The organism is Streptomyces sp. CB00455 (assembly GCF_001905445.1).
In the GTDB taxonomy this organism is placed as follows: Bacteria; Actinomycetota; Actinomycetes; order Streptomycetales; family Streptomycetaceae; genus Streptomyces.
The window spans coordinates 1,528,690-1,554,025 of sequence record NZ_LIVQ01000001.1 but is presented as its reverse complement, the minus strand read 5'-3'; the positions used below and the strand labels follow the sequence as shown (position 1 = coordinate 1,554,025).

Annotated in this window: 17 protein-coding genes and 2 pseudogenes; 9 read left to right on the top strand and 10 right to left on the bottom strand. The window is 70.2% G+C overall.

Annotated features, from left to right (window positions below; genetic code table 11):
- Positions 1–28: 28 nt before the first annotated feature.
- Genes AMK16_RS06885 through AMK16_RS06870 form a run of 4 tightly spaced genes read left to right on the top strand, consistent with a single transcriptional unit; the run spans position 29 to position 4,641 of the window.
- Positions 29–2,764 (top strand): sensor histidine kinase, encoded by a 2,736-nt coding sequence (locus tag AMK16_RS06885; protein WP_079191350.1) that lies wholly within the window; start codon positions 29–31, stop codon positions 2,762–2,764.
- Positions 2,761–3,447: a response regulator gene (locus AMK16_RS06880; RefSeq protein WP_073909759.1), complete on the top strand. Its 687-nt coding sequence runs from the start codon at positions 2,761–2,763 to the stop codon at positions 3,445–3,447. Before AMK16_RS06885 ends, AMK16_RS06880 begins: the two co-directional genes overlap by 4 nt.
- A gap of 24 nt (positions 3,448–3,471) precedes the next feature.
- The gene (locus AMK16_RS06875) at positions 3,472–3,891 is read left to right on the top strand and encodes an OB-fold nucleic acid binding domain-containing protein (protein ID WP_073909756.1); all 420 of its coding nucleotides are present in this window, start codon (positions 3,472–3,474) and stop codon (positions 3,889–3,891) included.
- A 3-nt stretch (positions 3,892–3,894) separates the two neighbouring features.
- Positions 3,895–4,641, top strand: a complete 747-nt coding sequence (locus AMK16_RS06870) for a DUF3159 domain-containing protein (protein WP_073909753.1) — start codon at positions 3,895–3,897, stop codon at positions 4,639–4,641.
- 160 nt (positions 4,642–4,801) lie between these two features.
- Here AMK16_RS06870 and AMK16_RS06865 read toward each other — a convergent pair whose 3' ends face one another.
- Together AMK16_RS06865 and AMK16_RS06860 are read right to left on the bottom strand one after the other, a co-directional pair.
- Positions 4,802–5,464 carry a potassium channel family protein gene (locus tag AMK16_RS06865; protein WP_073909750.1) on the bottom strand — a complete coding sequence of 221 codons (663 nt, stop codon included), beginning with the start codon at positions 5,462–5,464 and terminating at the stop codon, positions 4,802–4,804.
- Positions 5,461–6,129, bottom strand: coding sequence for a potassium channel family protein (locus AMK16_RS06860; protein ID WP_073909747.1), 669 nt, complete (start codon positions 6,127–6,129; stop codon positions 5,461–5,463). Before AMK16_RS06860 ends, AMK16_RS06865 begins: the two co-directional genes overlap by 4 nt.
- A gap of 340 nt (positions 6,130–6,469) precedes the next feature.
- Here AMK16_RS06860 and AMK16_RS06855 point away from each other — a divergent pair, with 340 nt between their 5' ends.
- Both AMK16_RS06855 and AMK16_RS06850 read left to right on the top strand, forming a co-directional pair.
- Positions 6,470–8,533: an APC family permease gene (locus tag AMK16_RS06855; protein WP_073909744.1), complete on the top strand. Its 2,064-nt coding sequence runs from the start codon at positions 6,470–6,472 to the stop codon at positions 8,531–8,533.
- Between the two features lie 117 nt (positions 8,534–8,650).
- Positions 8,651–9,982: a class I SAM-dependent RNA methyltransferase gene (locus AMK16_RS06850; RefSeq protein WP_073909741.1), complete on the top strand. Its 1,332-nt coding sequence runs from the start codon at positions 8,651–8,653 to the stop codon at positions 9,980–9,982.
- Positions 9,983–10,250: 268 nt separating this feature from the next.
- On the opposite strand, the gene AMK16_RS06840 is transcribed toward AMK16_RS06850, so the two are convergent.
- The 3 genes from AMK16_RS06840 to AMK16_RS06830 form a co-directional block, all read right to left on the bottom strand.
- Positions 10,251–10,694, bottom strand: coding sequence for a carboxymuconolactone decarboxylase family protein (locus AMK16_RS06840; RefSeq protein ID WP_079191349.1), 444 nt, complete (start codon positions 10,692–10,694; stop codon positions 10,251–10,253).
- 42 nt (positions 10,695–10,736) lie between these two features.
- Entirely contained in the window at positions 10,737–11,354 is a 618-nt protein-coding gene (locus tag AMK16_RS06835; RefSeq protein ID WP_073909732.1) for a Type 1 glutamine amidotransferase-like domain-containing protein, read from the bottom strand.
- Between the two features lie 100 nt (positions 11,355–11,454).
- A complete protein-coding gene (locus AMK16_RS06830; RefSeq protein WP_274535336.1) occupies positions 11,455–11,640 on the bottom strand; it encodes a zinc-binding dehydrogenase in 186 nt (61 codons plus the stop codon).
- A gap of 212 nt (positions 11,641–11,852) precedes the next feature.
- Here AMK16_RS06830 and AMK16_RS06825 point away from each other — a divergent pair, with 212 nt between their 5' ends.
- Positions 11,853–12,764: a LysR family transcriptional regulator gene (locus AMK16_RS06825; RefSeq protein ID WP_073909729.1), complete on the top strand. Its 912-nt coding sequence runs from the start codon at positions 11,853–11,855 to the stop codon at positions 12,762–12,764.
- A 34-nt stretch (positions 12,765–12,798) separates the two neighbouring features.
- Here AMK16_RS06825 and AMK16_RS38495 read toward each other — a convergent pair.
- Positions 12,799–12,897, bottom strand: a pseudogene (locus tag AMK16_RS38495) (cupin domain-containing protein); the annotation flags it as partial.
- A gap of 420 nt (positions 12,898–13,317) precedes the next feature.
- Between AMK16_RS38495 and AMK16_RS06815 the strand changes: the two are divergent.
- Together AMK16_RS06815 and AMK16_RS06810 are read left to right on the top strand one after the other, a co-directional pair.
- Positions 13,318–13,962 (top strand): LysE family translocator, encoded by a 645-nt coding sequence (locus tag AMK16_RS06815; protein ID WP_073909726.1) that lies wholly within the window; start codon positions 13,318–13,320, stop codon positions 13,960–13,962.
- Positions 13,963–14,127: 165 nt separating this feature from the next.
- On the top strand, positions 14,128–14,769 hold the full coding sequence (locus tag AMK16_RS06810; RefSeq protein ID WP_073909724.1) for a carbonic anhydrase: 642 nt from the start codon (positions 14,128–14,130) through the stop codon (positions 14,767–14,769).
- A gap of 155 nt (positions 14,770–14,924) precedes the next feature.
- Here AMK16_RS06810 and AMK16_RS06805 read toward each other — a convergent pair whose 3' ends face one another.
- From AMK16_RS06805 to AMK16_RS06790, 4 genes and pseudogenes are all read right to left on the bottom strand, one after another.
- Complete coding sequence (locus AMK16_RS06805; protein ID WP_073909721.1) at positions 14,925–15,911, bottom strand: L-threonylcarbamoyladenylate synthase; 987 nt, start codon at positions 15,909–15,911, stop codon at positions 14,925–14,927.
- Positions 15,912–15,979: 68 nt separating this feature from the next.
- A pseudogene (locus tag AMK16_RS34900) lies at positions 15,980–16,084 on the bottom strand (IS5/IS1182 family transposase); the annotation flags it as partial.
- Positions 16,085–16,146: 62 nt separating this feature from the next.
- Positions 16,147–18,390 carry a UvrD-helicase domain-containing protein gene (locus AMK16_RS06795; protein WP_073909719.1) on the bottom strand — a complete coding sequence of 748 codons (2,244 nt, stop codon included), beginning with the start codon at positions 18,388–18,390 and terminating at the stop codon, positions 16,147–16,149.
- Positions 18,387–25,325 (bottom strand): DEAD/DEAH box helicase, encoded by a 6,939-nt coding sequence (locus tag AMK16_RS06790; protein WP_073909717.1) that lies wholly within the window; start codon positions 25,323–25,325, stop codon positions 18,387–18,389. The genes AMK16_RS06795 and AMK16_RS06790 overlap by 4 nt, the downstream gene beginning before the upstream one ends.
- Between the last annotated feature and the right edge of the window lie 11 nt (positions 25,326–25,336).

The window sequence follows — 25,336 nt, the reverse complement described above, 5'->3', positions numbered from 1 at the left end:
GCACGGGGACGTCCCCGACAATGAGCCCATGGGACGCGGCAGGCTAAGGATCTATCTCGGCGCGGCGCCGGGTGTGGGCAAGACCTACGCGATGCTCTGCGAGGGCCACCGCAGGGTGGAGCGGGGGGCCGACTGCGTCGTGGGCTTCGTCGAGCACCACGGACGGCCGCGCACCGAGGCCGTGCTGCACGGACTGGAACAGGTGGAGCGCCGGGAGCTGACCCACCGCGGCGCGCCCTTCACCGAGATGGACGTGGACGCGCTCCTGGCCCGGCGGCCCGCCGTGGCGCTCGTGGACGAGCTCGCGCACACCAACGTGCCCGGCTCGCGCAACGCCAAGCGCTGGCAGGACGTCGAGGAACTGCTGCGGGCCGGCATCGACGTGGTCTCCACCGTCAACATCCAGCACCTGGAGTCCCTCGGGGACGTCGTCGAGTCGATCACCGGGGTGCGCCAGCGGGAGACCGTGCCGGACGAGGTGGTGCGGCGGGCCGACCAGATCGAGCTCGTCGACATGTCGCCGCAGGCGCTGCGCCGGCGCATGGCGCACGGGAACATATACCAGCCCGAGAAGGTCGACGCGGCGCTGTCCAACTACTTCCGCCCGGGCAACCTCACCGCCCTGCGCGAGCTGGCGCTGCTGTGGGTGGCCGACCGGGCCGACGAGTACCTCCAGCAGTACCGGGGCGAGCACGACATCCGCTCCACCTGGCAGGCGCGCGAGCGGATCGTCGTCGGGCTGACCGGCGGACCGGAAGGCGCCACGCTCATCCGGCGCGCGGCCCGGATGGCCGCCAAGGGCTCGGGCAGCGAGATCCTGGCCGTCTACATCGCCCGCAGCGACGGCCTGACCGCGGCCTCGCCGAAGGAACTCGCGGTCCAGCGGACCCTGGTCGAAGACCTGGGCGGCACTTTCCACCACGTCATCGGCGACGACGTCCCCGACGCGCTGCTGGCCTTCGCCCGCGGGGTCAACGCCACCCAGATCGTGCTCGGCTCCAGCCGCCGCCGCTCCTGGCAGTACGTCTTCGGCCCCGGCGTCGGCGCGAGCGTCGCCCGCGACTCGGGGCCCGACCTCGACGTCCACATCGTCACCCACGAGGAGGTCGCCAAGGGGCGCGGCCTGCCCGTGGTCCGCTCCGCGGCCCGCCTCGGGCGGCCCCGGATCGTCGCCGGCTGGGTGGTCGGCGTGGTCTTCCCGGTGCTGCTCTGCCTGCTGCTCACGCACGTGGAGGCGGATCCCGGCCTCGCCAACGACATGCTGCTCTTCCTGGCCCTGACGGTGGCCGCCGCACTGCTGGGCGGACTGTGGCCCGCCCTGGCCTCCGCCGCCTTCGGCTCGCTGCTGCTCAACTACTTCTTCGCCCCGCCGCTGCACCGGTTCACCGTCTCCGACCCCCGCAACATCGTCGCCATCGCCGTCTTCTTCGGGGTCGCCGTCTCCGTGGCCTCCGTCGTGGACCTGGCCGCCCGCCGCACCCACCAGGCGGCCCGGCTGCGAGCCGAGTCCGAGATCCTCTCCTTCCTGGCCGGCAGCGTCCTGCGCGGGGAGCACACCCTGGACGCGCTGCTGGAGCGGGTCCGCGAGACCTTCGCCATGGAGTCCGTGGCCCTGCTGGAACGGGCGGGCGACCTCGAACCGTGGAAGCCCGCCGGCAGTGTCGGCCCGCGCCCCGCGGCCCGGCCCGAGGACGGGGACGTGGAAATGCCCATCGGGGACCACATGGCCCTGGCCCTGTCGGGGCGGGTGCTGCCCGCCGAGGACCGCAGGGTGCTCGGCGCCTTCGCCGCACAGGCGGCCGTGGTCCTGGACCGGCAGCGGCTGGTCGGGGAGGCCGGCGAGGCCCGCCGGCTGGCCGAGGGCAACCGCATCCGGACCGCGCTGCTGGCCGCGGTCAGCCATGACCTGCGTACGCCCCTGGCCTCCATCAAGGCCTCCGTCAGCTCGCTGCGCTCCGACGACGTGGAATGGTCGCAGGAGGACCGGGCGGAGCTGCTGGAGGGCATCGAGGCCGGCGCCGACCGCCTCGGCCAACTGGTGGGCAACCTGCTGGACATGTCCCGGCTGCAGACCGGCACCGTCACCCCGCTGATCCGGGAGGTCGACCTCGACGAGGTCGTTCCGATGGCGCTGGGCGGCGTACCCGAGGGCAGCGTGGTGATGGACGTTCCCGAGACGCTGCCGATGGTGTCGGTGGATCCGGGGCTGCTGGAGCGGGCCGTGGCCAACGTGGTGGAGAACGCCGTCAAGTACAGCCCGGCCGGCGAGCGGGTGCTGGTGGCCGCCAGTTTCCTCGGAGACCGGGTCGAGGTGCGGGTCGTCGACCGCGGACCCGGGGTGCCCGACGACGCCAAGGACAGGATCTTCGCCCCCTTCCAGCGGTACGGGGACGCGCCGCGCGGCGCCGGGGTCGGCCTCGGGCTCGCGGTCGCCCGGGGCTTCGCCGAGGCCATGGACGGCACGCTCGCGGCCGAGGACACCCCCGGCGGCGGCCTGACCATGGTGCTGACCCTGCGCGCGGTGCCCCGGGCGGAGGCTCCCGGGGCCGGCCCGGGGGAGGAGGCCGGCCCCGCGGATTCGGCTGCCGGGCTGGGCCCCGGCCCCGGCCCGCAACGCCGTCCCGGCGGCGGCGCCGACCCCGGACCGGACGGTGACCGCGACCGGGATCGGGACCGTCCCCGTGAACCCGACCCAGAACCCGACCGCGAACCCGACCCCCATCCCTACCCCGACCCGATGCGACAGAAGGCAGGACCCCGATGACCCGGGTGCTCGTGGTGGAAGACGAGCCGCAGATCGTCCGAGCCCTCGTGATCAATCTGAAGGCACGCAGGTACGAGGTCGACGCGGCCTGCGACGGAGCGGCCGCGCTGGCCATGGCGGCCGCCCGCCACCCCGACGTGGTCGTCCTCGACCTGGGGCTGCCGGACATGGACGGCGTCGAAGTGATCAAGGGCCTGCGCGGCTGGACCCGGGTGCCGATCCTGGTCCTCTCCGCCCGGCACAGCTCCGACGAGAAGGTCGAGGCGCTGGACGCGGGCGCCGACGACTACGTCACCAAGCCCTTCGGGATGGACGAGCTGCTGGCCCGGCTGCGCGCCGCCGTCCGCCGGGCGGAGCCCGCACCCGGCTTCGCCGACGGTGAGGTGGTGGTGGAGACCGAGGGCTTCACGGTGGACCTGGCCGCCAAGAAGGCCGTGCGCGAGGGGCGCGATGTCCGGCTGACCCCCACCGAGTGGCACCTGCTGGAGGTCCTGGTCCGAGGCGGCGGCAGGCTCGTCAGCCAGCGGCAGCTGCTCCAGGAGGTCTGGGGGCCGTCCTACGGCACGGAGACCAACTACCTGCGGGTCTACATGGCGCAGCTGCGCCGCAAGCTGGAGGCGGACCCCTCGCACCCGCGGCACTTCATCACCGAACCGGGCATGGGATACCGCTTCGAGAGGTAGCCGGGGCGCCGGTACGCTTCCTGTATGAGTGCTGAACCGCGTCCCGAGAAGCCCGCGAAGCCGGCCAGGCCGGCGGGCCGGTTCCGCCGGATGATAGAGCGGCTTTCCACCTCGCAGGAGGAGCTGCACTCGGCGGAGCTGCAGGAGGACGCAGAAGCCGCCGGGTGCCTGCGGATCTGCGACTGCGACGACCGCCAGATAGTCAAGGTGGCCGGGACGCTGCGTACCGTCACCCTGCGGCCGCGGGCGGGGGTGCCCGCCCTGGAGGCGGAACTCTTCGACGGCTCGGCCGCGCTGGACGTGGTGTGGCTCGGGCGTCGCTCGATCGTGGGAATCGAGCCCGGCCGCCGCATGATCGCCTCCGGGCGCATCTCCATGACCCACGGCCGCCGGGTGCTCTTCAACCCCAAGTACGAACTCCGACCGCTCGGACAGGAGCACTGACCGGTGACGTCATTCGACAAACCGACCACCCCAGACCCCGGCTCCGGCCCCACCGAGGACCAGAAGGCGGTGACGCAGGCGGCGCTCTTCGACGCCTTCGGAGGTATCCGGGGCACCGTGGAGACGATGCTCCCGGGGCTGCTCTTCGTCATGATCTACACGATCAACAAGGACGTGAAGCTGTCCGCCATCGCGGCGGGCGCCGTGGCCGTCCTGCTGGTGATCGTGCGGCTGCTGCGCAAGGACACGGTCAAGCACGCCTTCAGCGGGGTCTTCGGCGTCGGCGTGGGCGTGGCCTTCGCCCTGTTCACGGGCAGCGCGAAGGGCTTCTACCTGCCCGGCATGATCTACGGCGTCGGGCTCGGCGTGGCCTTCACGGTGTCGGCCCTGGTGGGCTTCCCGCTGCTGGGCGTGATCCTCGGCCCGGTGTTCAAGGAGAACCTCTCCTGGCGGACCCGCAACCCCGGCCGCAAGAAGGCGTACACCAAGGCCAGTCTGGCCTGGGGCCTGATCTTCCTCGCCAAGTACGCGATCCTCTTCCCGCTGTACTGGTGGGGTGACGCCACTCAGCTGGGCTGGGTGCTGATCGCGCTGAAGCTGCCGCCGATGGTGCTCGCGGTGTACTTCACCTGGGTGTTCCTGGCGAAGGCGCCGCCGCCGATCGACGTGATCGCCGAGTACGAGGCGCAGGAGGCGGCCGAGAAGGCCGCGAAGGCGGCCAGGGCCGCCACGAAGGAGCCGGGTCTCTGACCCCGGCGGCACCGGCGGCCCTGGAGGGCCTGCGCGGATGCGAGAAGGGGGCGGGCAGCCGATCGGCTGCCCGCCCCCTTCGTCGTGCGCGCGCCCCGCAGGGTGTGCCGGGGCTTCGGCGGGCGGGAGCGCCGCGGGGAGTGCCGGGCGGGCGAGGGAGCTAGCGGCGGGCCTGGAGGAGGACCTCCAGCTGCTCCTCACGGGCCTGGGCGGCCACGAAGAGGAGCTCGTCGCCGGGCTCCAGGGTCTCCTCCGCGTGCGGGGTCAGCACCCGGTTGCCGCGGATGATGGTGACCAGCGAGGTGTCCTCGGGCCAGGTGATCTCGCTGATCTGGGTGCCGGCGACGGAGGAGTCCGGAGGGAGGGTCAGCTCGACGAGGTTGGCGTCGCCGTGGCTGAAGCGCAGCAGCCGCACCAGGTCGCCGACGCTGACGGCCTCCTCGACCAGGGCCGACATCAGGCGCGGCGTGGAGACCGCGACGTCGACGCCCCAGGACTCGTTGAAGAGCCACTCGTTCTTCGGGTTGTTGACGCGGGCCACCACGCGCGGGACCCCGTACTCGGTCTTGGCGAGCAGCGAGACGACGAGGTTGACCTTGTCGTCTCCGGTCGCCGCGATGACCACGTTGCAGCGCTGGAGCGCGGCCTCGTCCAGCGAGGTGATCTCGCAGGCGTCGGCCAGCAGCCACTCCGCCTGCGGAACCCGTTCCACCGAGATGGCGGTCGGGGCCTTGTCGACCAGGAGCACCTCGTGGCCGTTCTCGAGCAGTTCGCCCGCGATGGAGCGACCCACCGCGCCTGCCCCGGCGATCGCGACCCTCATGCGTGTGCCTCCTCAGGCCCCTCGGCGAAGGCCGCTTCGACCTTGTCGATCTCGTCCGTGCGCATCATCACGTGGACGAGGTCGCCCTCCTGGAGGACCGTCGCCGACGTCGGCAGCATGGCCTCGCCCAAGCGGGTGAGGAAGGCCACGCGCACGCCCGTCTCGTCCTGGAGCTTGCTGACCTTGTGCCCGACCCACGCGGCGGAGGTGTGCACCTCGGCGAGCTGCACGCCGCCGCTCGGGTCGCGCCACAGCGGCTCCGCGCCCGAGGGCAGCAGCCGGCGCAGCATCTGGTCGGCGGTCCACCGCACGGTGGCGACGGTGGGAATGCCGAGGCGCTGGTAGACCTCGGCGCGCTTGGGATCGTAGATGCGGGCGGCGACGTTCTCGACTCCGAACATCTCGCGCGCCACCCGGGCGGCGATGATGTTGGAATTGTCACCGCTGCTGACGGCGGCGAAGGCGCCCGCGTCCTCGATGCCCGCCTCCCGCAGGGTGTCCTGGTCGAAGCCGACCCCGGTGACGCGGCGGCCGCCGAATCCGGCTCCCAGCCGGCGGAATGCGGTGGGGTCCTGGTCGACGACGGCGACCGTATGCCCCTGCTGTTCCAGGGTCTGCGCGAGGGCGGAGCCCACTCTTCCGCAGCCCATGATGACGATGTGCACGGCCGTCCTTCCGGCTGTCAGCGGCTCGCTGGTTCCCAGCCTCATTGCATGCTCTGGCATAAAAGGGTCTCAGACCACGGCCCAAGCTACACACGGGCGGTCACCAGTGTGGCCTCTTGCGGGGCAGACGGGCGCGGACGGGGAGCCGACGGGGAGCGGCCGGGGACGGGAGAGCAGTCGACCGGGGACGGGAGCGGCGCCGGCCGGGGCAGGGCGGGGACGGGACCGGAGGGTGGCCGGGGCGAGGTCCGTGTGCACTCGGGGAGGAATTGCGGCGGGATTGCGTGGTGAAGGGGTGGGGGTTTCGTCAGCTCCATATCGAACGCTTACGATCCTCTGCGTGTCCAAACTGACCGACGTGCCCAAACGGATCCTGATCGGCAGGGCGCTACGCAGCGACCGCCTCGGGGAAACGCTCCTCCCCAAGCGGATCGCCCTACCTGTCTTCGCTTCCGACCCGCTCTCCTCGGTGGCCTACGCCCCCGGCGAGGTCCTGCTGGTCCTGTCGATCGCGGGTGTGTCGGCGTACCACTTCAGCCCGTGGATCGCCCTCGCGGTCGTGGTGCTGATGTTCACCGTGGTCGCCTCCTACCGGCAGAACGTCCACGCCTACCCGAGCGGCGGCGGTGACTACGAGGTCGCGAACACCAATCTCGGTCCCAAAGCCGGCCTCACCGTCGCGAGCGCCCTGCTCGTCGACTACGTCCTGACCGTCGCCGTCTCGATCTCCTCCGGAGTCGAGAATCTCGGATCCGCCGTCGATTTCGTCATCGAGCACAAAGTGCTCTCGGCGATGATCATGATTCTGCTGCTCACGCTGATGAATCTGCGCGGTGTCAAGGAATCCGGAAATCTCTTCGCGATCCCGACCTACATCTTCGTCGGCGCCGTATTCGTCATGATCGCTTGGGGCGCGTGGCGGGGCATCGTCCTCGGCCACACCATGGAGGCCCCCACCGCGGATCTGGAGATCAAGGCCGAACACGAGGGGCTGGCCGGCTTCGCGCTGATCTTCCTGCTGCTGAGGGCCTTCTCCTCCGGCTGTGCGGCCCTGACGGGCGTCGAGGCCATCAGCAACGGCGTCCCCGCCTTCCGCAAGCCCAAGAGCAAGAACGCGGCCACCACGCTGGCCCTCATGGGCGGCCTGGCCGTCACCATGTTCTGCGGGATCATCGGCCTCGCCATGGTCACCAACGTGCGGATGTCGGAGAACCCCGCCGAGGACCTGCTGAAGGACGGGACCCCGGTCGGCGCCGACTACGTCCAGCACCCGGTGATCTCCCAGGTGGCCGAGGCCGTCTTCGGCAACGGCAGCTTCCTGTTCATCGTGCTGGCCGCCGCCACCGCGCTCGTCCTGTTCCTGGCCGCCAACACCGCGTACAACGGCTTCCCGCTTCTCGGCTCGATCCTCGCCCAGGACCGCTACCTGCCGCGCCAGCTGCACACCCGCGGCGACCGGCTCGCCTTCTCCAACGGCATCGTGCTCCTCGCGGGCGCCGCCATGCTGCTCGTGTGGGTCTACGACGCCGACTCGACCAAGCTGATCCAGCTCTACATCGTCGGCGTCTTCGTCTCCTTCACGCTCAGCCAGATCGGCATGGTCCGGCACTGGAACCGGCACCTGAAGTCGGAGCGCGACCAGGCCGCCCGCCGCCGCATGCACCGCTCGCGGGCCATCAACACCTTCGGCGCCGCCTTCACCGGGCTGGTCCTGGTCGTCGTCCTCGCCACCAAGTTCACCCACGGGGCCTGGGTCGCCCTGCTCGGAATGGTGATCTTCTACGGCACGATGACGGCGATCCGCAAGCACTACGACCGGGTCGCTGCCGAGATCGCCGCCGCCGAGGGCCCCAGCGACGACAGCGTGCGGCCCTCCCGGGTCCACTCCATCGTCCTGGTCTCCAAGGTCCACAAGCCCACCCTGCGCGCCCTGGCCTTCGCCAAGCTGACCCGCTCCGACACGCTGGAGGCGCTCAGCATCAGCGTCGACCCGGCCGAGACCAAGGCGCTGAAGGCCGAGTGGGAGCGGCGCGGCATCAACGTCCCGCTCAAGATCCTCGACTCCCCGTACCGCGAGATCACCCGCCCGGTGGTGGAGTACGTGAAGGGCCTGCGCAGCGAGAACCCGCGCGACGCCGTCAGCGTGTACATCCCGGAGTACGTCGTCGGCCGCTGGTACGAGCACCTGCTGCACAACCAGAGCGCGCTGCGGCTCAAGGGCCGGCTGCTGTTCACCCCCGGTGTGATGGTCACCTCGGTGCCCTACCAGCTGGAGTCCTCGGAGCTCGCCAAGAGGCGGGCGAAGAAGCGCCAGGAGTGGAACGCCCCGGGTGCGGTGCGCCGCGGGCCGGTGGACCCCCCGCGCAGCAGCCCGCGTCCGCCGAAGGACCCGGCGGCCAAGTAGCACGGCAGGTCAAGTAAAACGGCATGAGGGTGGCGAACGGCCGGACGAGATCCACGTAAACTGGTGGGTCGGTCGTCCGGCCGTTCCTCTTTTCCATGACTTTGGAGTCTCCCCACCATGACCGAGCAGATCGAGAAGAAGTCACTGGTCGGGGAGGAGTACGAGGTCGAGGTCGGTCCCGTCGCACACGGCGGTCACTGCATCGCCCGGACCGCTGACGGGCGTGTCCTGTTCGTCCGCCACACCCTGCCCGGTGAGAAGGTCGTCGCGAAGGTCACCGAGGGCGACGCCGACTCCCGCTACCTGCGGGCCGACGCGATCACCGTGCTGGACGCCTCCAAGGACCGCGTCGAGGCGCCCTGTCCGTACGCCGGCCCCGGCAAGTGCGGCGGCTGCGACTGGCAGCACGCCAAGCCGGGTGCCCAGCGCAGGCTCAAGGGCGAGGTCGTCGCCGAGCAGCTGAAGCGGCTGGCCGGGCTCACTCCCGAGGAGGCGGGCTGGGACGGCACCGTCATGCCGGCCGAGGGCGACAAGCTGCCGGCCGGGGAGGTCCCGCAGTGGCGGACCCGGGTCCAGTACGCGATCGACGAGGACGGGCGCGTGGGGCTGCGCAAGCACCGCTCGCACGACATCCAGCCGATCGACCACTGCATGATCGCCGCCCGCGGCGTCAGCGAGCTGGGCATCGAGCAGCAGGACTGGCCGCAGATGGCGACCGTCGAGGCCATCGCCGCCTCCGGCTCCGGCGACCGCCAGGTCGTCCTCACCCCGCGGCCCGGCGGTCGCCTCCCGCTGGTCGAGCTGGACAAGCCGGTCTCGGTCCTGCGCGTCGAGGAGAAGGACGGCGGAGTCCACCGCGTCCACGGCCGCCCCTTCGTCCGCGAGCGCGCGGACGGCCGCACCTACCGCGTCGGCATGGGCGGCTTCTGGCAGGTCCACCCGCAGGCCGCCGACACCCTGATCAAGGCCGTCATGCAGGGCCTGATGCCGCGCAAGGGCGAGATGGCCCTGGACCTCTACTGCGGCGTCGGCATCTTCGCGGGCGCGCTGGCCGAACGCCTGGGCGAGACGGGCGCGGTGCTCGGCATCGAGTCGACGAAGCGCGCGGTCGAGGACGCCCGGCACAACCTGACGGAATTCCCCCGGGTCCGGATCGAGCAGGGGAAGGTCGAGCAGATCCTCCCGAAGACCGGCATCACGGAGTGCGACCTGGTCGTCCTGGACCCGCCCCGCGCGGGCGCGGGCAAGCAGACGGTCCGCCAGGTTGCCGGCCTCACCCCGCGCCGCATCGCCTACGTGGCCTGCGACCCGGCGGCCCTGGCCCGCGACCTGGCGTACTTCGCGGAGAACGGCTACAAGGTCCGCACGCTGCGCGTCTTCGACCTGTTCCCGATGACGCACCACGTGGAGTGCGTGGCGATCCTGGAGCCGGTGGCGAAGGGCGCCTGACCTGCGGGTTTACCGATGCGCATGATGCGCGTCGTGGGTGTTGCGGACGATATCTGAGCGTGAGGCGGGTGCATGCAGCGGGCGTGCCCGTTGCGGAGGTCCGCGTTCGGGGTGTCCGGGGCGGTGGGCGCGGGCACGGGGATGCCGGGCCGCCACGGCTGCCCCGGATTGCGATCGGCCGGGGTCGGCACCGGCGGGGACGCCCCGCGGGCAGGTGGACCGGTGGGGGGTCGGCGCAGGTTGCCCGTGGGCCCGATTGTGTGGTCGGTCAGTCGAGCGCCCAGGGCCGGGCAGTGGCGCCGAGCCTGTTCCAGGCGTTGATCACGGTGATGGTCCAGATCAGCTCGGCCAGTTCGACCTCGTTGAACTCGGCGGCCGCCCGGCCGTACACCTCGTCGCTCACGGGGCCGTCGGTCAGACGGGTCGCCGCCTCGGCCAGCTCCAGGGCGGCCCGCTCGCGGTCGGTGAAGAAGGGCGTCTCACGCCACACGGGCAGTGCGTAAAGGCGCTGCTCGCTCTCGCCTCCCGTACGTGCGTCCCGGGTGTGCAGATCGACGCAGTAGGCGCAGCCGTTGAGCTGGGAGACACGGGCCCGCACCAGCTCCAGCAGCGCGGGCTCCAGGCTGACCTTCCGGGAGGCGGCGTCGAGCGCATTGAGGGCGCGGTTGATGTGCGGGGCCAGTTCGTCAACCGGCAGTCGTACGGACGTCACGGAATTCTCCTTCGAGGAGTGATCGGCTCGCAGGTGTGGCGGTCAGGAGACGAGGGTGACCTCGCCGTCGCGGAAGACGCGGTAGAGCACTCCTTCGCGGTCGTAGCGCTCCACGACGCGCTCGATCGATTCGCTGTCGGGGGTCGGTGAGCGGTAGTGGGGAACGAAGGCGTAGTCAAGGAGGCCGAGACCCTCCCAGAGCACCGGCCGGTCGTAGGCGGTGACGGTGTCGGCGGGGTCGTCCACGAGTTCGAGGCCGCGCAGGCTGGGCGACAGGACGCAGGCGCCGGCACTCCAGCCGGCGTAGACGAGGACGTCGCGGTGCAGCAGGTCGGTCAGGATCTCGTCCGCGCCGCTGAGGGCCATTGCCAGCCGTAGGACGAACGGATTGCCGCCGTGGACCCAGACGACGCCGAAGCCGGACAGCCGCTCGGCGAGCGCGCTCGCGTCACCGAAGTGGTCCCGCAGGTCCACCTCGGTCGCCAGGTAGCCGCGCTCGCGCAGCATCGCGATCTCCCGGCCGGTGGCCTGCTGCCGCTGCGGGGCGGGTAGGGCGTCCAGCGCGTTGCCGATGACGGCTGCGGTTCTGGCACCGTCGGCGAGGTCGTCCAGCAGTTCGGGGGAGTCTCCCAGCTTCCAGGAGGAAAGGAACAAACGCATGGTCCTGCTCTCGTGACGAGGGTTCGGGGGCAAGGGACTTCGGGACGGTGTGTCCCGGGTGGCCGGCGGAGGGTCAGCCGGAGACGGTGAGTGCGATCTTTCAGGCGGTACGGCCCGTCTCGCCGATCTCGTGGGCCTTGGTCGCCTGTTCGAGCGGCAGGACCGTGTCGATGCGCACCCGCAGTCGGTGGGACGCGGCGAGGGAGGCGATCTCCTTCAACCCTGCCTGGTCGGCTTCGGTGATCATGAAGGTGGAGCGGAGTGAGGTTCCTTTTGTGTCCGGCACGCCGACCGTGGTGGTCCGGCTGTGCGGGCGGAAAGAGCGGGGGTCTCGCGTTCGGGAGGGGCCGCCGGGTCGTAGGGACGGGGCGGGAGTCTCGGGCGAGGGGTAAAGGTGCCGTGTGAGGGAGGCCCTTTCAGACTCCTATGGGTCCGATGCGCCAACAAGCTGGCATAGTGCAACGGTCGTTAAGGTGGATTTAACGTCCGGAGGAACGAGTGCTGGAGCGGCTTGAGCTGGAAGCGTTCCTGACGCTGGCCGAGGAGTTGCACTTCGGCCGCACGGCCGAGCGCCTGCACGTGAGCACCGCCCGGATCAGCCAGACCATCAAGAGGCTGGAACGTCATATCGGCACACCGCTGTTCGAACGCAACAGCCGTCATGTCTGCCTCACCGAGGCCGGGCGACAGTTGCGCGAGGACGTGCGCCCGGCCTACGACCAGATCGAGGCCGGGGTGGAGAAGGCGATCAATGCCGCGCGGGGCATCGATCGCCTTCTCCGGGTCGGGTTCCTCGGCGCCGCCGCAGGACAGCTCATGGCACAGGCCGCTCGGCTTTTCGACCAGGGTCACCCGGGCTGGCGGGCGCGGCTGAGGGAGATGCAAATCGGCGACGGCCTGCGGCGGTTGCGGGCAGGCGATGTCGACCTTCTGGTCGTGAGCCTGCCGCACCACGAACCCGACATGGTCACCGGGCCGGTCCTGTTCTCCGAACCGCGGGTGCTGGGGGTGTCGTCCGGCCACCCGCTCGCCCGCCGTGACAGCGTTTCGCTGGAAGACCTGGCTGAGGTCAAGATGCTGCAGGTGGCCGAAGCCTTCCCCGATTACTGGCGCGCAGACCGCACACCCCGCCTGACGCCCGCGGGCCGCCCTATCGCTACGGGCCCCCAGTTCGAAACGCTCCAGGAGGCCCTGGCGCTGATCGACGCCGACGAAGGCGCCTTCGTGATGGGCGCGCAGGTGTCACGGTTCTACGCGCGCCCCGGCGTCACCTATCTGCCGCTGAGCGATGCAGCGCCCCTGGATTGGGTGCCCACGTGGCTCGTCACCAGCACCGCACCTGAGATCCACGCCTTCAACCGGGCTGCCCAGAACGTCGCCGTTCGGCTTGCTCCTCCTGTCCGGAGCTGAACAGCCTGCTCCCGGACAGGTGGAACAGTCCGTCGATGACCGGGTCGCCGCGTTCGGCGGTGACGATCTGGTCGCCGGCCAGCAACTGGGCGCCGTCCAGCAGGTAGAACAGCTCGGCGGAGCGGGAATGGTGGCCCGCCACAGTTCTGCACACGGAGTGACCGCCACGCCACGACACGGCGGCTGGTCCCCATGGGTTGTGCTCGGCGAGTTGTTGCGGTGCCCGAGCAACTTACGGCCTGCAGCGAAGAGAGCGAAGCCGTGCCGGGCAACCTGGCACGGCCGAGGGAACCAATGGCCTGCGCAGAGCTCCCCTTGCCTGGCTGGGCGCATCTCACTGCGGAGGTGCCCACGGATGAGCCATTCGCCTCAACCTTCTTGCAGGTGGGGGACCGGCACCTGATGTCGGGCCAGGAACAGGGCGCATAACCATACCGAGCGGCGAAGTCATATGCTGAGCCGGGCGAGGCGGGCGCAGCTCGTGCGCTACCCCCGCCGTCTGCAACCGGGTGCCCCCCGTACGGGGCTCCCGACGAACAACGGGAGTTGACCGGTGATAGCCCTGACCGCAGTCGCAGGAGTGGCCCTAGTCGAGTTGGGTATGGCGTTGACTCCCGGACCGAACATGATTCATCTCGCCTCCCGGGCCATCACCCAAGGGCGCAGGGCGGGCCTGGTGAGCCTCAGTGGGACGGCCGTGGGATTCGTGTGCTACCTGCTGGCCGCAGCTGCGGGCCTGTCCGCGATGTTCGCCGCCGTGCCGGTGACCTTCACGGTGGTCAAGCTCGCCGGGGCCGCCTACCTGGCGTACCTCGCCTGGGACATGCTGAGGCCCGGCGGCCGTTCGCCCTTCGCTCCGGCCCAGGGCCTGCCTCCGGTCTCCGGCGCCCGCCTGTTCTCGATGGGGCTGCTGACCAACCTGCTGAACCCCAAGATCGCCCTGATGTACGCCGCACTGCTGCCCCAGTTCTTGGACCCGCAGGCCGGCCCGGCCTGGGGGCAGCTGCTTCAGCTCGGTGCGGTGCAGATCGTCGTGGGCATCTCCGTGAACGCCCTGATCATGCTGGGCGCAGCACGCATGTCGAAGTTCCTGGCCACCCGGCCCCGCATCCTGACCGCCCAACGCTTCACGGCAGGCGGACTGCTCGGTGCTTTCGCCCTGCACACCGCACTGTCCCGCGACGTCGTCTCCACCTGAGTCAGGCCCCGGGCGCTACCGGCACCTCCCCACCTCACCGAGCTCCTGGACGGCTGGGACGAGCGCCTGGAAGCCATCCTTCGCGAGGGCCGGGACCCGGGACACTTCACGCGACGCGTGGGCCCCGGCCAAGCGCCTGGGCGAGACCGGCCGTAGCCTTCGGGCATGACTGAGATTCTGCCGCCGACGCCCCGCGATGCCTTCGACCTGCTCATGGCCGGCAACCAGCGCTTCGTCTCCGGCACCCCCGAGCACCCCAATCAGGACGCCGCCCGCCGCACCGAGACCGCACCGTCCCAGCAGCCCTTCGCCGTGCTGTTCGGCTGCTCCGACTCCCGGCTGGCCGCCGAAATCATCTTCGACCGCGGCTTGGGCGACCTCTTCGTGGTGCGCACCGCCGGACACGTCGCCGGGACGGAAGTACTCGGTTCCATCGAATTCGGCGCGGCAGTCCTCAACGCGCCCTTGGTCGTCGTCCTCGGCCACGACTCGTGCGGCGCCGTCGCCGCGGCGTGCTCCGCTCTGAAGGACGGGCAGACGCCGGGCGGTTTCGTCCGCGACGTCGTCGAGCGGGTGACGCCGAGCGTGCTGGCGGCCCGCGCCGCCGGACGCGAGAGCGCCGAGGAGATACTGGCCGAACACATCGAGCACACCGTGGACCTGCTGCTGGAACGCTCCCGCGTCCTGGCGGACCGGGTGGCCGACGGCCGCCTTGGCGTGGTGGGGCTCTCCTATCGCCTGGCCGACGGCAGCGCACAGCTCGTCGCCACCCGCGGCCTTGACGCAGTGGCTCCCACCGCGTCCTGACTGCCGCGCTCACCCGGGCGGACCGCCCACCCCGCCGTGGACCTGGCGCGGGCCGTCGGCGCGAGCCGTGCCCGTCGGCCGCAGCGGCGGTCCGCTCAGTCGTGCGAGCCCGCCCGGCGCCGCGCCCGAGGTCTCGGGCGAGGCGTCGCAGCGGATCACACGGTGGGGCGGGGCCCCGCGGCTCGGCGGAGCCGGTTGGCGATCGCAAGCCCCAGCCCCTCCTCCGCCGGCAGCGACGCGACGATGAGGTCACATCCCCGCTGATCGAGCTCGCGCAGGAACCCGTACAGCCCGCGCGCGTAGGCGGCCGGCGAGGCGGGGACCGCTACCACGGCGTGCGCCTTGACCGGAGCGTCGGCGGAGGAAGCAGGCAGGAAGACGCCCACGCGATGGCCCAGCCCGGAAGCGAGTTCCGCTTCGGCGATGACCTTCTCGGGCTCGACGAGGACGACGCGCGCCCGCGGTGCGTAGTGGGACGGGTGCTGGCCCGGCACCCGAACGTGGCTGGTCGAGGGCACCGCGAGCGGGTATCCCAGCACCGCTTCGAGATCCTCGCGGGTCACCCCGCCGGGCCGCAGAATGGCCGGTGCCTCGCCGGTGACGTCGACGATGGTGGACTCGACGCCGACCTCGCAGGGGCCGCCTTCCAGCACGAAGTCGACGGCGTCGCCCAGCTCGGCACGCACATCGTTCGCGGTGGTGGGGCTGACGGAGCCGAAGCGGTTCGCGGACGGGGCCGTGACTCCGCCACCGAAGACCGACAGCAGCGCCAGAGCGACGGGGTGGTCGGGCACGCGCACGGCCACCGTCTCCAGGCCACCGGTCGCTTCGAGCGGCACACGGGCCCCGCGACGCAGGACGAGCGTGAGGGGGCCCGGCCAGAAGTGTTCGGCCAGCATGCGCGCAGCCGTCGGCACGTCCTGCACCCACTCCTCCAGCTGCTCCGCACCGGCGATGTGGACGATCAGCGGGTGGGACGGCGGACGCCCCTTGACCTGGAAGATCCGCGAGACGGCGGCGGGATCCTCGGCGTTGGCGCCCAGACCGTAAACGGTTTCGGTCGGCAGGGCCACCAAGCCCCCGCCGCGCAGCACACCGGCTGCCTTCTCGATGTCACTGATACTCGCCGTCACCCTCGCCATACTAAAGGCGTCAAGGACCCACGCCGGTCATGATGAAGTTCAGCAAGCCGTAGACCGCGGACCACCGTCTCCGCGGCCTGTCCGGTGTTCAGACCGAACGCGAGCGGACGGCATCTGCGGTCCGAGGCGAGATGAATCTTGCTGGTCAGTCCGCCCCGGGACCTGCCGAGCGCAGCAATGATCTGGATCGACGACCTCCTGAAAGCCGCCGACTGAGCACAACCTCACACAGGCCCTAGCGGCTTCTCGTCAACGCCGGGCCGAGGAAGGGGCTCGGCGTTCCGTGCCAGAACACGTCCATGCTGTCCCTTGCGCGTGTTGCCGCGACGAACAGCAGGGAACGGGCGCGCTGCATCTCATGGCGGTAGCGCACCGGATCGGTGGTACGAAGACGACTTACGGTCTCACGCGGCACCAGACCATCAGTCACGCCCGCAATGATCATCCGCTGGTATTCAAGCCCCTTGAATCTGAACATGGTGCCGATGTGTACGCCCTCACTCCCGTTCGGGCCGTCGGAGCGGATCTCTACCGGGCGGATTCCGCGCAGACTCAGTGTGTATGCGACTTCGGTCGCCATCTGGTTCGTGGGCACGCAGATCGCGATCTGCTCGTGCGGGATCCTCGACTCCGGGTCCTCATCCCACTGCTTGATGAGAGCCGCGATGCCTTCCCGTTCTGCCGCCCAGTCGGCGAACGGGTGACCTGCAGGCACCCGGCCACTGAGCACGGACCGGTATCCGGCCAACGTCTCGTCGGCGCCGTCGAGGTCGTCGTACGAGGTCTCCCCCAGTACGTCGAGGGCTGAGCGGAGGATCTGCCGGGTAGTGCGGTAGCTCAGGCTCAGCTTCGAGGACCGGCCTCTGATGTTGATGCCGAGGCTGCCGAGCGTCACTTGGTTCTTGTAGATGCGCTGATGGGTGTCGCCGACGAGGAACAAGTCGTCGGCCTGGCGAGGGGCCATGGCACGCAGCATCTTCCAGTGCGCAGGGCGCAGATCCTGTGCCTCGTCCACAATGATGTGCCGGTACCGGTAGCGCAACCAGCCCCCTGAACCATCCTGGAGGTGGATATTGTCAAGCCCTCCCGCCTCCTCCCGCTGACGCGCGATCGAGAGGATGCGCTGCTCGCGCCCGATTTCCAGCCGCGCGGCGCGCTCGGCCACCTGGTCCCAGGTCTGCCGTCCGAGGCGGTCGAGGCGCTGGGTGAAGCGTTCCGCGAGTTGCCAGATCTCGGCGCGCTCGCCGCGGGTGATGTTCCGGCCGCGCCCGGCGCGACGCGCGCGGAAGTAGTCGGTCCGAGTGGCGACAGCTTGGCCGAGGATTACCTGGGTCCATTCGTCGTGCAGGAACTCGGGGTCCCAACCCTCTTCGCCCAGCTCGTCCAGGAGTGCACGCCATTCGCGCACGGCCTGGCTGTCGTCTATCGCCTGTTTGCCGCTGCCGGGTTCGGCTTCCCGCACGATACGCAGCGCCAGCTGGTCGACATGGCTCACGTCGACTCGGCCCACGAGCTCCTCGCCGCCCAGTTCCAGAAGACGCGAACGGAGATCTGCGGCGAGGTTCTTGTTGTACGTGGTCAGGAGGACCGGCTTGTCACGACCGGGCGGCAGCTGTCGTACGAGATGACGTACCCGGTGGAGGGCGACGATTGTCTTGCCCGTGCCCGGGCCGCCCCCTACCCGGGCGGGGCCCGAGTAGCGACGTTCCACAAGTTTGGCCTGCGTGGGGTGTAGGAAGACCTTCCACCGGCCGAAGTCGCCGCCCTCCAGAGCCTCTCGCAGGGTTTCGTCGGACGTAGTCACCACCGTGGCCGGACGCTCGGCGGCGGCCTGGAAGTCCTCCGGATCGACTGGCTCGGCGGCCGCGACGGGGGTCGTCACCTGGTCGAGCACGTCGTCGAACGACTTGCCGTCGAAGAGTGCGAGCAGCACCTCACCCGTGAGCTGGGGGGCGTACTCGATCAATCCGAGGAGCTGGTCTTCCGTGGTGAGAGTCCGGATGACCGGTAGCAACGGCTCGGCCACGCCGAGATCGGACAACTGGGTGTCGGACCAGTCGCCGAACAGCTTCCGGAGCTCGGCGGGTTCGGGTGTCGCGGTAGGGGGCGAGGGCGGCGCAGGAAGGCGTCGCAGGACACTCTCCTCCACTACCTCCAGGTCGACGTACTCGATACCGCCGGTCACGTGGTTGACGGCGTAGGACAGCCGGTCGTAAACGTCCTTGCGGTGCTTGACGGAGACGATCAGCCAGTCGTCATCGTCAAGTCTGAGCAGCAGGGCACGGTAGTCGTCGCTGACGCGCGCCGACCACAACCTGCTGTCGCCCTTGAGCTGCTGGAGCTTGAGTCCGGTCGTATGCGGGTTGCCCTTGAACTTGTGCTGGAAGTCGAAGAAGGCGCCCTTGACCGTGCGGGGGAGCTTGAGGATCTCCTTGTCGGCCTTGTCGAGCAGGCGCAGCGTCACGCCCGAGGTGTTCATTGCCTGTGCTCCCCGTTGTCGGTGCTGTTGTGATTCTCGGCCTGCCCGGTCAAACGGGCGATCAGCTCGGCAGCGTCCCAGGCCGTGGCAGTGCGTGCGTCCCATCCGGCTGCCGCAAATGCCTCGTCCCGGTCGGCGGATTCGTAGTCGGGCTCCTCGGTAGTTCCCGGTCCTCCTGTGCGGGAGGCCAGGACCACTCCGATGCGGACGGCAGGCCAGGCCAGTTCTGCCTGCCAACCCCGCTCGTCCAGTTCGTAGCCGTCCTGGGGGGCGGGTACACCCGCAACGGCGAGTGCCCGGGAGAGTTCCACGAGGCCGGCCTCGTCCGGATCCAGGTACTCCAGCACCTGGTCCCATGCCGGATCTCTTCCTGCTGCCGGCGCCACGGGCGACTCGACTGGAGCAGCTGTCGCTTCGGTGTCCCGGGCACCGTCGACGTCCTCGGCAGGTGCCGTGGAGGTGACGGCCACGGCAGGCTCTGCCACGGGGATCCTGGTCCGGGTGGAGGGCAGCCATCCTTCACCGCCGGTCACGGTGAGCACGTCGGCGGTGAACCCGTCCAGCAGACTGCTGGCGAGCTGCACGCTGTCACCGCCGCCATGGTCCAGGAACTGCAACACGTTGCTCCAGTACAGCCAGCCCCGCCAGCGGCGGCGATGCACCTGTGAGTCGGCCAGGGCGGCAGCCCTGTCGTCCAGTACCGCGATCCCAGTCCACACTGGCGGGGTGCGCCTGCCGTCTGCGGCCAGGACGAGCCGACAGCCGGAGGCATCCGTCCCGTGGATGAGTCGGACGGGGCCGCCCGGGCCCGTGGCCGTCCCGCCTCGCAGCGCTTCCTGAACAGCCGCCCCAACAGCGTCGGCTTCGAGGGCGCAGCCACCGACGGCCCTGTAGCCGATCAGACCGGCTGCAGCAGCCTCCGCCCGTCGCTGCCAGCGCAGTGCGTCCGGCGACCGCAGATAGGCGAGCAGCAGCCGGGCCGGATTGACCCACACCGAGTCGGACAGTTCACCGGGCAGCCCCTTGCCCACCCGGCTGTAGTAGTCACGCGCCCGGTTCTGCGCATCCGTGCCGTACGGTTCCCAGACCGGGTCCACCGGGCCCGTCCCCGCATATCCGGTGTCGCGCACGCGCTCGCGCCAATCCTTTACGTCGTCGTACGTCAACTGGAACACCCGCAGTCCTTGGCTGCGCAGTCCGGTTCGTTTGGCGGCGTCGTCGGCCAGGCGGTTGTGTGCGGGGGTGGCGTGGTACGCAAAGCCATCCAGGTACACGGCAACACGCGGGCTGGGCGCATCGAGGCGTTCCAGGAGTATGTCGGGTCGCGTGCCGTCCAGAGCGCGCTGCTGTGAGACGCGCCAGCTCACGGTGGTGCCGTCGGCCGCCGTCAGCCGCAGATCCAGGGCATACGTACCGGCCGAGGTCGTGTATGCGTCGGCTGCCGCCTGGGACTCGGACAGTCTGGCCCAGTCCTGGAGCGTGTCGATGAACATGATCTCGAGGTCGCTCTCCGCCTGCCGTTCCAGCGGAATGTGCCGGGTCGTCTCGACCGGTGCGGTCTGCCAGCGCTCACCATCCGCGCCCAGCAGATCGTCCAGCATCTGCCGCACCTCATTGCGGCTGATCTTGTCGTAGTCGGCCGCCGGAACGCGTCGCAGCAGGCACTGGTGGCAGCCGTCAAGTCCCTTCTCGCGGCAGCCGCAACTCTCGATGACCTCGCGCGCCTTCAGCAGCACGTCCCGGAATCCGTCGGCCGACGCCAGCCGGTGCAGGTAGCCGGTGCCTCCGGGCAGGCGGTCGTAGACCACGAGGAATCGCCGCGGCCAGTCCGAGCTGTCAGCGCCCGCATGATCGGGCATCGTCGCCTCGGCGATGTCGATGTGGTCCGGGTCGCCCCCGTACTGGGCGGCGATCCCCGCGAACAACGCGGCGGTGAAGGAGGCCAGACGTTCCTTGGCCCGGGCCACGGAGGCGGGCAGCAGGACGCGCACGGCCTCGGTGCTCAGCTCGTGGGCCAGGAGCAACGGTACGTCCTTGCCCTTGCCCTGTTGCTCACCTGCGTCGCCCGCGGAGGCTCCCTTGCCCCGGCGGCGCGGACACCACAGCAGGTGGTGTGCTGCTGCCGGGGTGCTCGTTGCCCCCGACTCGGTGAGCGCGTGCTGAGGGACGTCCACTACAGGACGTCCCTCTGCGGTGGCCCCTCCACAACTGGTGCAGACATAGAAGGGATTGAGCCGCACGTCCGCACCTGCGAGCGGTGTCGTGCTACTGCCTTCCTCGCGGTCGAGCCCCAGATTGAACGTCCGGATCTTCGCCTGGCGAGTGAAGTCGACCCCGAACACCGCTGTCTCGTGTCGCCAGGAACCCGGGGCGATCCGCTCAGGGTCGATGTCGACGGTCGTCAGCACCGCATAGTGACGACGGTCCCGCTCGTCACGGTCGTCTCGCACCCGGGCGTCGTCCCGCTTGTCACGAGAGATGACCCGCCTCGGCTGGAGCACGTACTGCACGCATCCCGCATCGGCGATCTCCCGACCGCCGCACCGGGAGCACGGACTCGTGTCCTCCTTGGCGTTGTGGTGCGTACGGGCGTACCCGCACGACGGGCAGAGCCGCCACACCGACCAGGCCCGGCGGTCGGGGGTGCCGACGTCGAGCGCGCGCACGATGTGCCGGTAGCCGTTGACGTAGAAGCTGTTGCCGGGGGCGAGTTCCGTCAGGGCAAGCTTGCGGGAACGCTCGTAGTCGCGCGTCTCGCTGCGGTAGATCCGGCCTGCCGCATCCGCAGCGGGGCTCTCCGCCCGCGCACCCTCCTCATCATCCCGGGCCTCCGTCCAGTACAGGGTTGCTTCCAACTGGGTGGTGGTGTCGGTGAGGCTGTAGTTCGGCAGCAGGCCCAGTTCCACCAGGGTGCCGTGGGCACTGGACTGGCTCAACTCACGAAGCAGGTCCCCGGCGCTGCGCCGCTCCGCGAGCAGTTCTCGGCGCTCACGGTCCTGCACGGTGTCCGTACGGACCAGGTGTCCGGCGGCCTCGTCGATCGCAGCGATCCTGCGACGGAGTTCCTCGCGCCGGCCCGTCCAGTCCTCTTCGGCTTCCTGCAGTGCCCTGACGATCCCGTCGGTGGCGTAGGCCTTCAGTTCCTCCGCAGCGTAGGCGGAGACCCCCGCGCCGTCGGAGGCTTCGGTCCCGCTGCCGTCCGGGAAGAGACTGAGGAACTCCTCGACCAGCGCGGCACCGTGGGTCTGCGCCGCGTCTGCCAGGTCCTGGCACCAGCCCGTGGTGCCGAACAGGGCCGAGGACAGCCGGGGGACCGGAGCGAGCGTTTCGCCATCGGAGGTGAGCAGTTCGCCACGTGCCGCGAGGTCCAGCAGCCGTGCCGTGTACTGCCGCCTCAGGATCTCCACAGCGGACAGGTAGCAGCCCGGGGGCAGGATCGTCCCCGCGATCATCTCGCTCGGCTCGTCCAGGTAGTACAGATCGCGGGCCCTGCGCCCGCCGAAGGCGACCACGAGCGCGTTGCCCGTCCGGCGCCCGGCCCGGCCTGCCCGCTGTACGTAGTTGGCGGGGCCGGCGGGCAGCGAGCCGAGCAGCACGGCGGACAGCTCCCCGATGTCGATGCCGAGTTCCAGGGTCGGCGTGCACGACAGGACGTTGGGGTCGGTGTAGTGCGTACCTGTCTTGAAACTGCGTTCGACACGTTCCCGTTCGGCCCGGCTCAGCATGCCCGTGTGCTCTGCCGTGACCACCCGGAAGGTGCCGCCGGTCAAGTAGAGCCGACGGTAGTAGTCGCCTGTGTAGTCCCGCTCACGTACGGACGCACCGAACCCGGACGAACTGGATCCGCTTCTCGGCATGCCGGGCTGGGGAGCGGTCAGCTGCCCCTTGCACCGGTAGCGGGGACAGGGGTGTCCGTACCACCGGGTGAGGCGCTCGGGCGCCACGACCTGCTGCCAGCCGCAGTCCTCACAGCCCACGAATGCCTTGTTCACGACGGAGTCGTCGAGCAACTGCGCGTGGATGTGACCGGGCTGCAGCCCGTAGATCCTGGTCTGCCGGTCCTTCGTGGTGCGTGACGCGAGTACCCGTTGGTCGGTGAGGGCGGGAAGCAGCTTGCGCAGATACTCCGTGGCGCCGACCGCATCCAGGTCCAGGCACCTGCGCGTCCAGTCCTGGTACCAGCCCAGGCGTCCGGTGATGGCGTCGAACTCGGACTTGTCCTTCTGGCCGTCCAGCAGGAAACGCGGTGGAGCTACGCCTTCGGGGAAGGCGGGCATGCCGTCGGGCCTGCGGCCGGAGATGAGGTACCGGTTGGTACCGGCTTCCCTCATCCAGGTGTCGAGCCAGCGGTGGTGTACCGCACCACGCAGCCTGAGGCGCTCCAGGATTCCCCGGACGTAGGCGAGGTAACGCTCGGGCGTGGGCAGCCCGCCCGTGGCCAGGAACTGCCCCGGCAGGGAAAGATGGAGATCGCGGGCGATGTCCGTGACCCGGTCGGGCTCGTCCACGACGACCTCGACCGCGGCGGTACGCGTCAGCTCAAGGGTGCGCCCCATCCTGCTGCGCAGCCCGAACTCCATCACGGTGGCGAAGGCGAGGCGCTCGCCGATCAGCTTCCACGTGCGGGCGTCACCGGTTCCGCGCCCTGACAGCAGCCGGTCGACCCCCGGCTCGTCGTGGAGGTCGGGTGGCACGACGGCGGCCAGGGCATCCGGGTCGTCGACGGACTCCAGCACATGACCGATGAGGTCGTTGAGTGCGGTGGGCGCCCCCGACTCGTCCAGGTTGTGCGCAAGGAGGGACCGCAGCGAGAACTTGTATGACGCATTGGCCACGTATCCGGCCCGGTGTGCCGCGTCCTGGGTGGAGTCGTTGAAGAGCAGCGTCTTGCGCTCTTCGGGAACGAGCGCGATGTCGCCACCCGTGAACAGCTGGGTGACGGTCGCCGAAGCGAGGGCTGCCTGCGAGGTACCCAGGAAGCGGATGCTGTTGTCGGTATGGCAGGCGGGGCAGCGGTCGTCCTTCGCAGCCCGGTCGGCGGACTTCTTGTCGAGCAGGGCCAGTGCGAACCAGGCATCGATCAGCTCGGAGGCGTCCGCGGCCACCGGAAGCCGGTAGGTGCCCTGCCCGCCGTCCAGCACCACCACCGACAGGGGATCGACTCCGCCGTCCGACGGCCGGGCCCCGGTCAGCGCATCGAAGACCTGCTGCCGTTCTCGCTGTGTGGCGGAGATGAAGTAGCGGATGCGCCGCTTGTCCCGGCCCACGGCTGCCCGCCAGATCCGGTCCTGCGCCATGACCAGCCGCTGCGGATCAGTCTCGGGAGACAGGGCTGCCCAGCCGGAGCGCCCACAGTTGCGGCAGTACACGGCGGGCAGATGAACCTCGGCCGGGCGCACGGCCGTATCCGTGCCGGGCAGCGGCTGTGGCCGGCTTGCCGAGGGCCAACCGCCGGAGGGTCCGTCAGGATCTTCGTCGGCGAGCGGAGCGGCGTTGAGGGTGGCCCGGCGGGCGGCGGTGCGGTTGTCCTCGTACCAGCGGAACTCCGGGGACGGCCCTACGCCGCGCAGGACGCGGGTGACGGGCCGGACCCACAGGTGCGCTTCGATGTGCAGGAGGGGGCGAGGGCTGCGCTCATCGGATTCCGGGTCTCGGGCAGCCGAGAGCAGGGCGACGAACCGGGACAGGGCCTGAAGAACGAGGTGCGGATTCTCCCGCGCGGTACGTCCCCAGGAGTATCCGAACCGGGCCAGCCGGTCCCGCAGCGCCCACTCGTCCAACGGCTCCCCGCCCAGCAGCGACAGGACGCCGTGCGTGAAATCGTGCCGCTTGAGCAGCCGCCCGATGCGGAAGGCGTCGAGGCCGGAGCGGCCCAGCATCTTGGCGGCCAGGCCGTCCAGGTCGAGCAGATCGGGCTGCGCCTCCACGCCGGGTCCGCCTGAGACCGCGATGACCTCCTGGGGCGTCGGCGGCTCCGGCAGCTCGTAGTCGACGGCGCCGGTGAACTCCTCGGCCGACATCCGCTCTTCCCCGACGACCGAGTCGGCAGGGAAGGGCATTGCGAAGACGCGCGCGGCGACATCGAGAATGCCGTCGGCTTCCTTTCCCGCAGTGCCCTCTCCGAGGGTGGCCGACGTCGCCACCGGGCAGATGGACCCGAGCGGCTTGCCCGGCCGTGACGCGCCGGTTGCGGCGGCCAGGCGGCGCAGCAGCATCGCCACGTCGGTGCCCTGGGCCCCGTCGTACGTGTGGAACTCGTCGAGTACGACGTAGGAGAGGTCGGCGCCCTCCCACAGCGAACGGTCCTCACCGCGCTGGAGTAGCAGGTCGAGCATCTTGTAGTTCGTGATCAGCACATCGGGCGGCGATACGCGCATCTCCTCGCGCCGCGTCATCACCCGTCGGAAGTCGGTGTCGGGCCGGTCGCCGATGTAGAGGCCCGCGGTGACCTGCGCCAGCTCCGGCCGGCTCAGGTACTCGCCGATGCGCCCGGCCTGGTCGGTGGCGAGGGCGTTCATCGGGTAGAGCAGGATCGCCTTGATGCCGCGGTGGCCCTGGGCCCGCTGACGTCGGCAGTGGTCGAGGACGGGGATGAGGAACGACTCGGTCTTGCCGGAGCCGGTGCCGGTGGTCACCAGCGTCGGCTGGGCGGGACCGTGCAGGGTGGACAGCCGAGTCCAGGCCTTGGCCTGGTGCCGGTAGGGCGCGAAGCCGGGGAAGCCGGCCGTGCACTCGAGTTCCCGCTGCCAGCCGTCGTCGGCGCGGTGGAACGGGGTCCTGATCCGGAGGTAGGGACCCCGGAAGATCCCCGTCTCGGGGTGGCCGAGGAAGCGCTCCAGCGCCCGCCGGGTGTCCTCGTCGGCGAGGGCGTAGGTCGTCGTGAGGTACTGCGTCAGACTGCCGCGCAGTTGGGCGGCGGCCATGGTGGGCTTCACGACGGTCCCCT

What these genes read in the sequence shown, in the direction of transcription:
- AMK16_RS06885 (WP_079191350.1), top strand. Translation starts at nt 29, where the DNA reads ATGGGACGCGGCAGGCTAAGGATCTATCTCGGCGCGGCGCCGGGTGTG.
- AMK16_RS06865 (WP_073909750.1), bottom strand. Translation starts at nt 5,464, where the DNA reads ATGAGGGTCGCGATCGCCGGGGCAGGCGCGGTGGGTCGCTCCATCGCG.
- AMK16_RS06880 (WP_073909759.1), top strand. Translation starts at nt 2,761, where the DNA reads ATGACCCGGGTGCTCGTGGTGGAAGACGAGCCGCAGATCGTCCGAGCC.
- AMK16_RS06850 (WP_073909741.1), top strand. Translation starts at nt 8,651, where the DNA reads ATGACCGAGCAGATCGAGAAGAAGTCACTGGTCGGGGAGGAGTACGAG.
- AMK16_RS06805 (WP_073909721.1), bottom strand. Translation starts at nt 15,911, where the DNA reads ATGGCGAGGGTGACGGCGAGTATCAGTGACATCGAGAAGGCAGCCGGT.
- AMK16_RS06835 (WP_073909732.1), bottom strand. Translation starts at nt 11,354, where the DNA reads ATGCGTTTGTTCCTTTCCTCCTGGAAGCTGGGAGACTCCCCCGAACTG.
- AMK16_RS06875 (WP_073909756.1), top strand. Translation starts at nt 3,472, where the DNA reads ATGAGTGCTGAACCGCGTCCCGAGAAGCCCGCGAAGCCGGCCAGGCCG.
- AMK16_RS06810 (WP_073909724.1), top strand. Translation starts at nt 14,128, where the DNA reads ATGACTGAGATTCTGCCGCCGACGCCCCGCGATGCCTTCGACCTGCTC.
- AMK16_RS06795 (WP_073909719.1), bottom strand. Translation starts at nt 18,390, where the DNA reads ATGAACACCTCGGGCGTGACGCTGCGCCTGCTCGACAAGGCCGACAAG.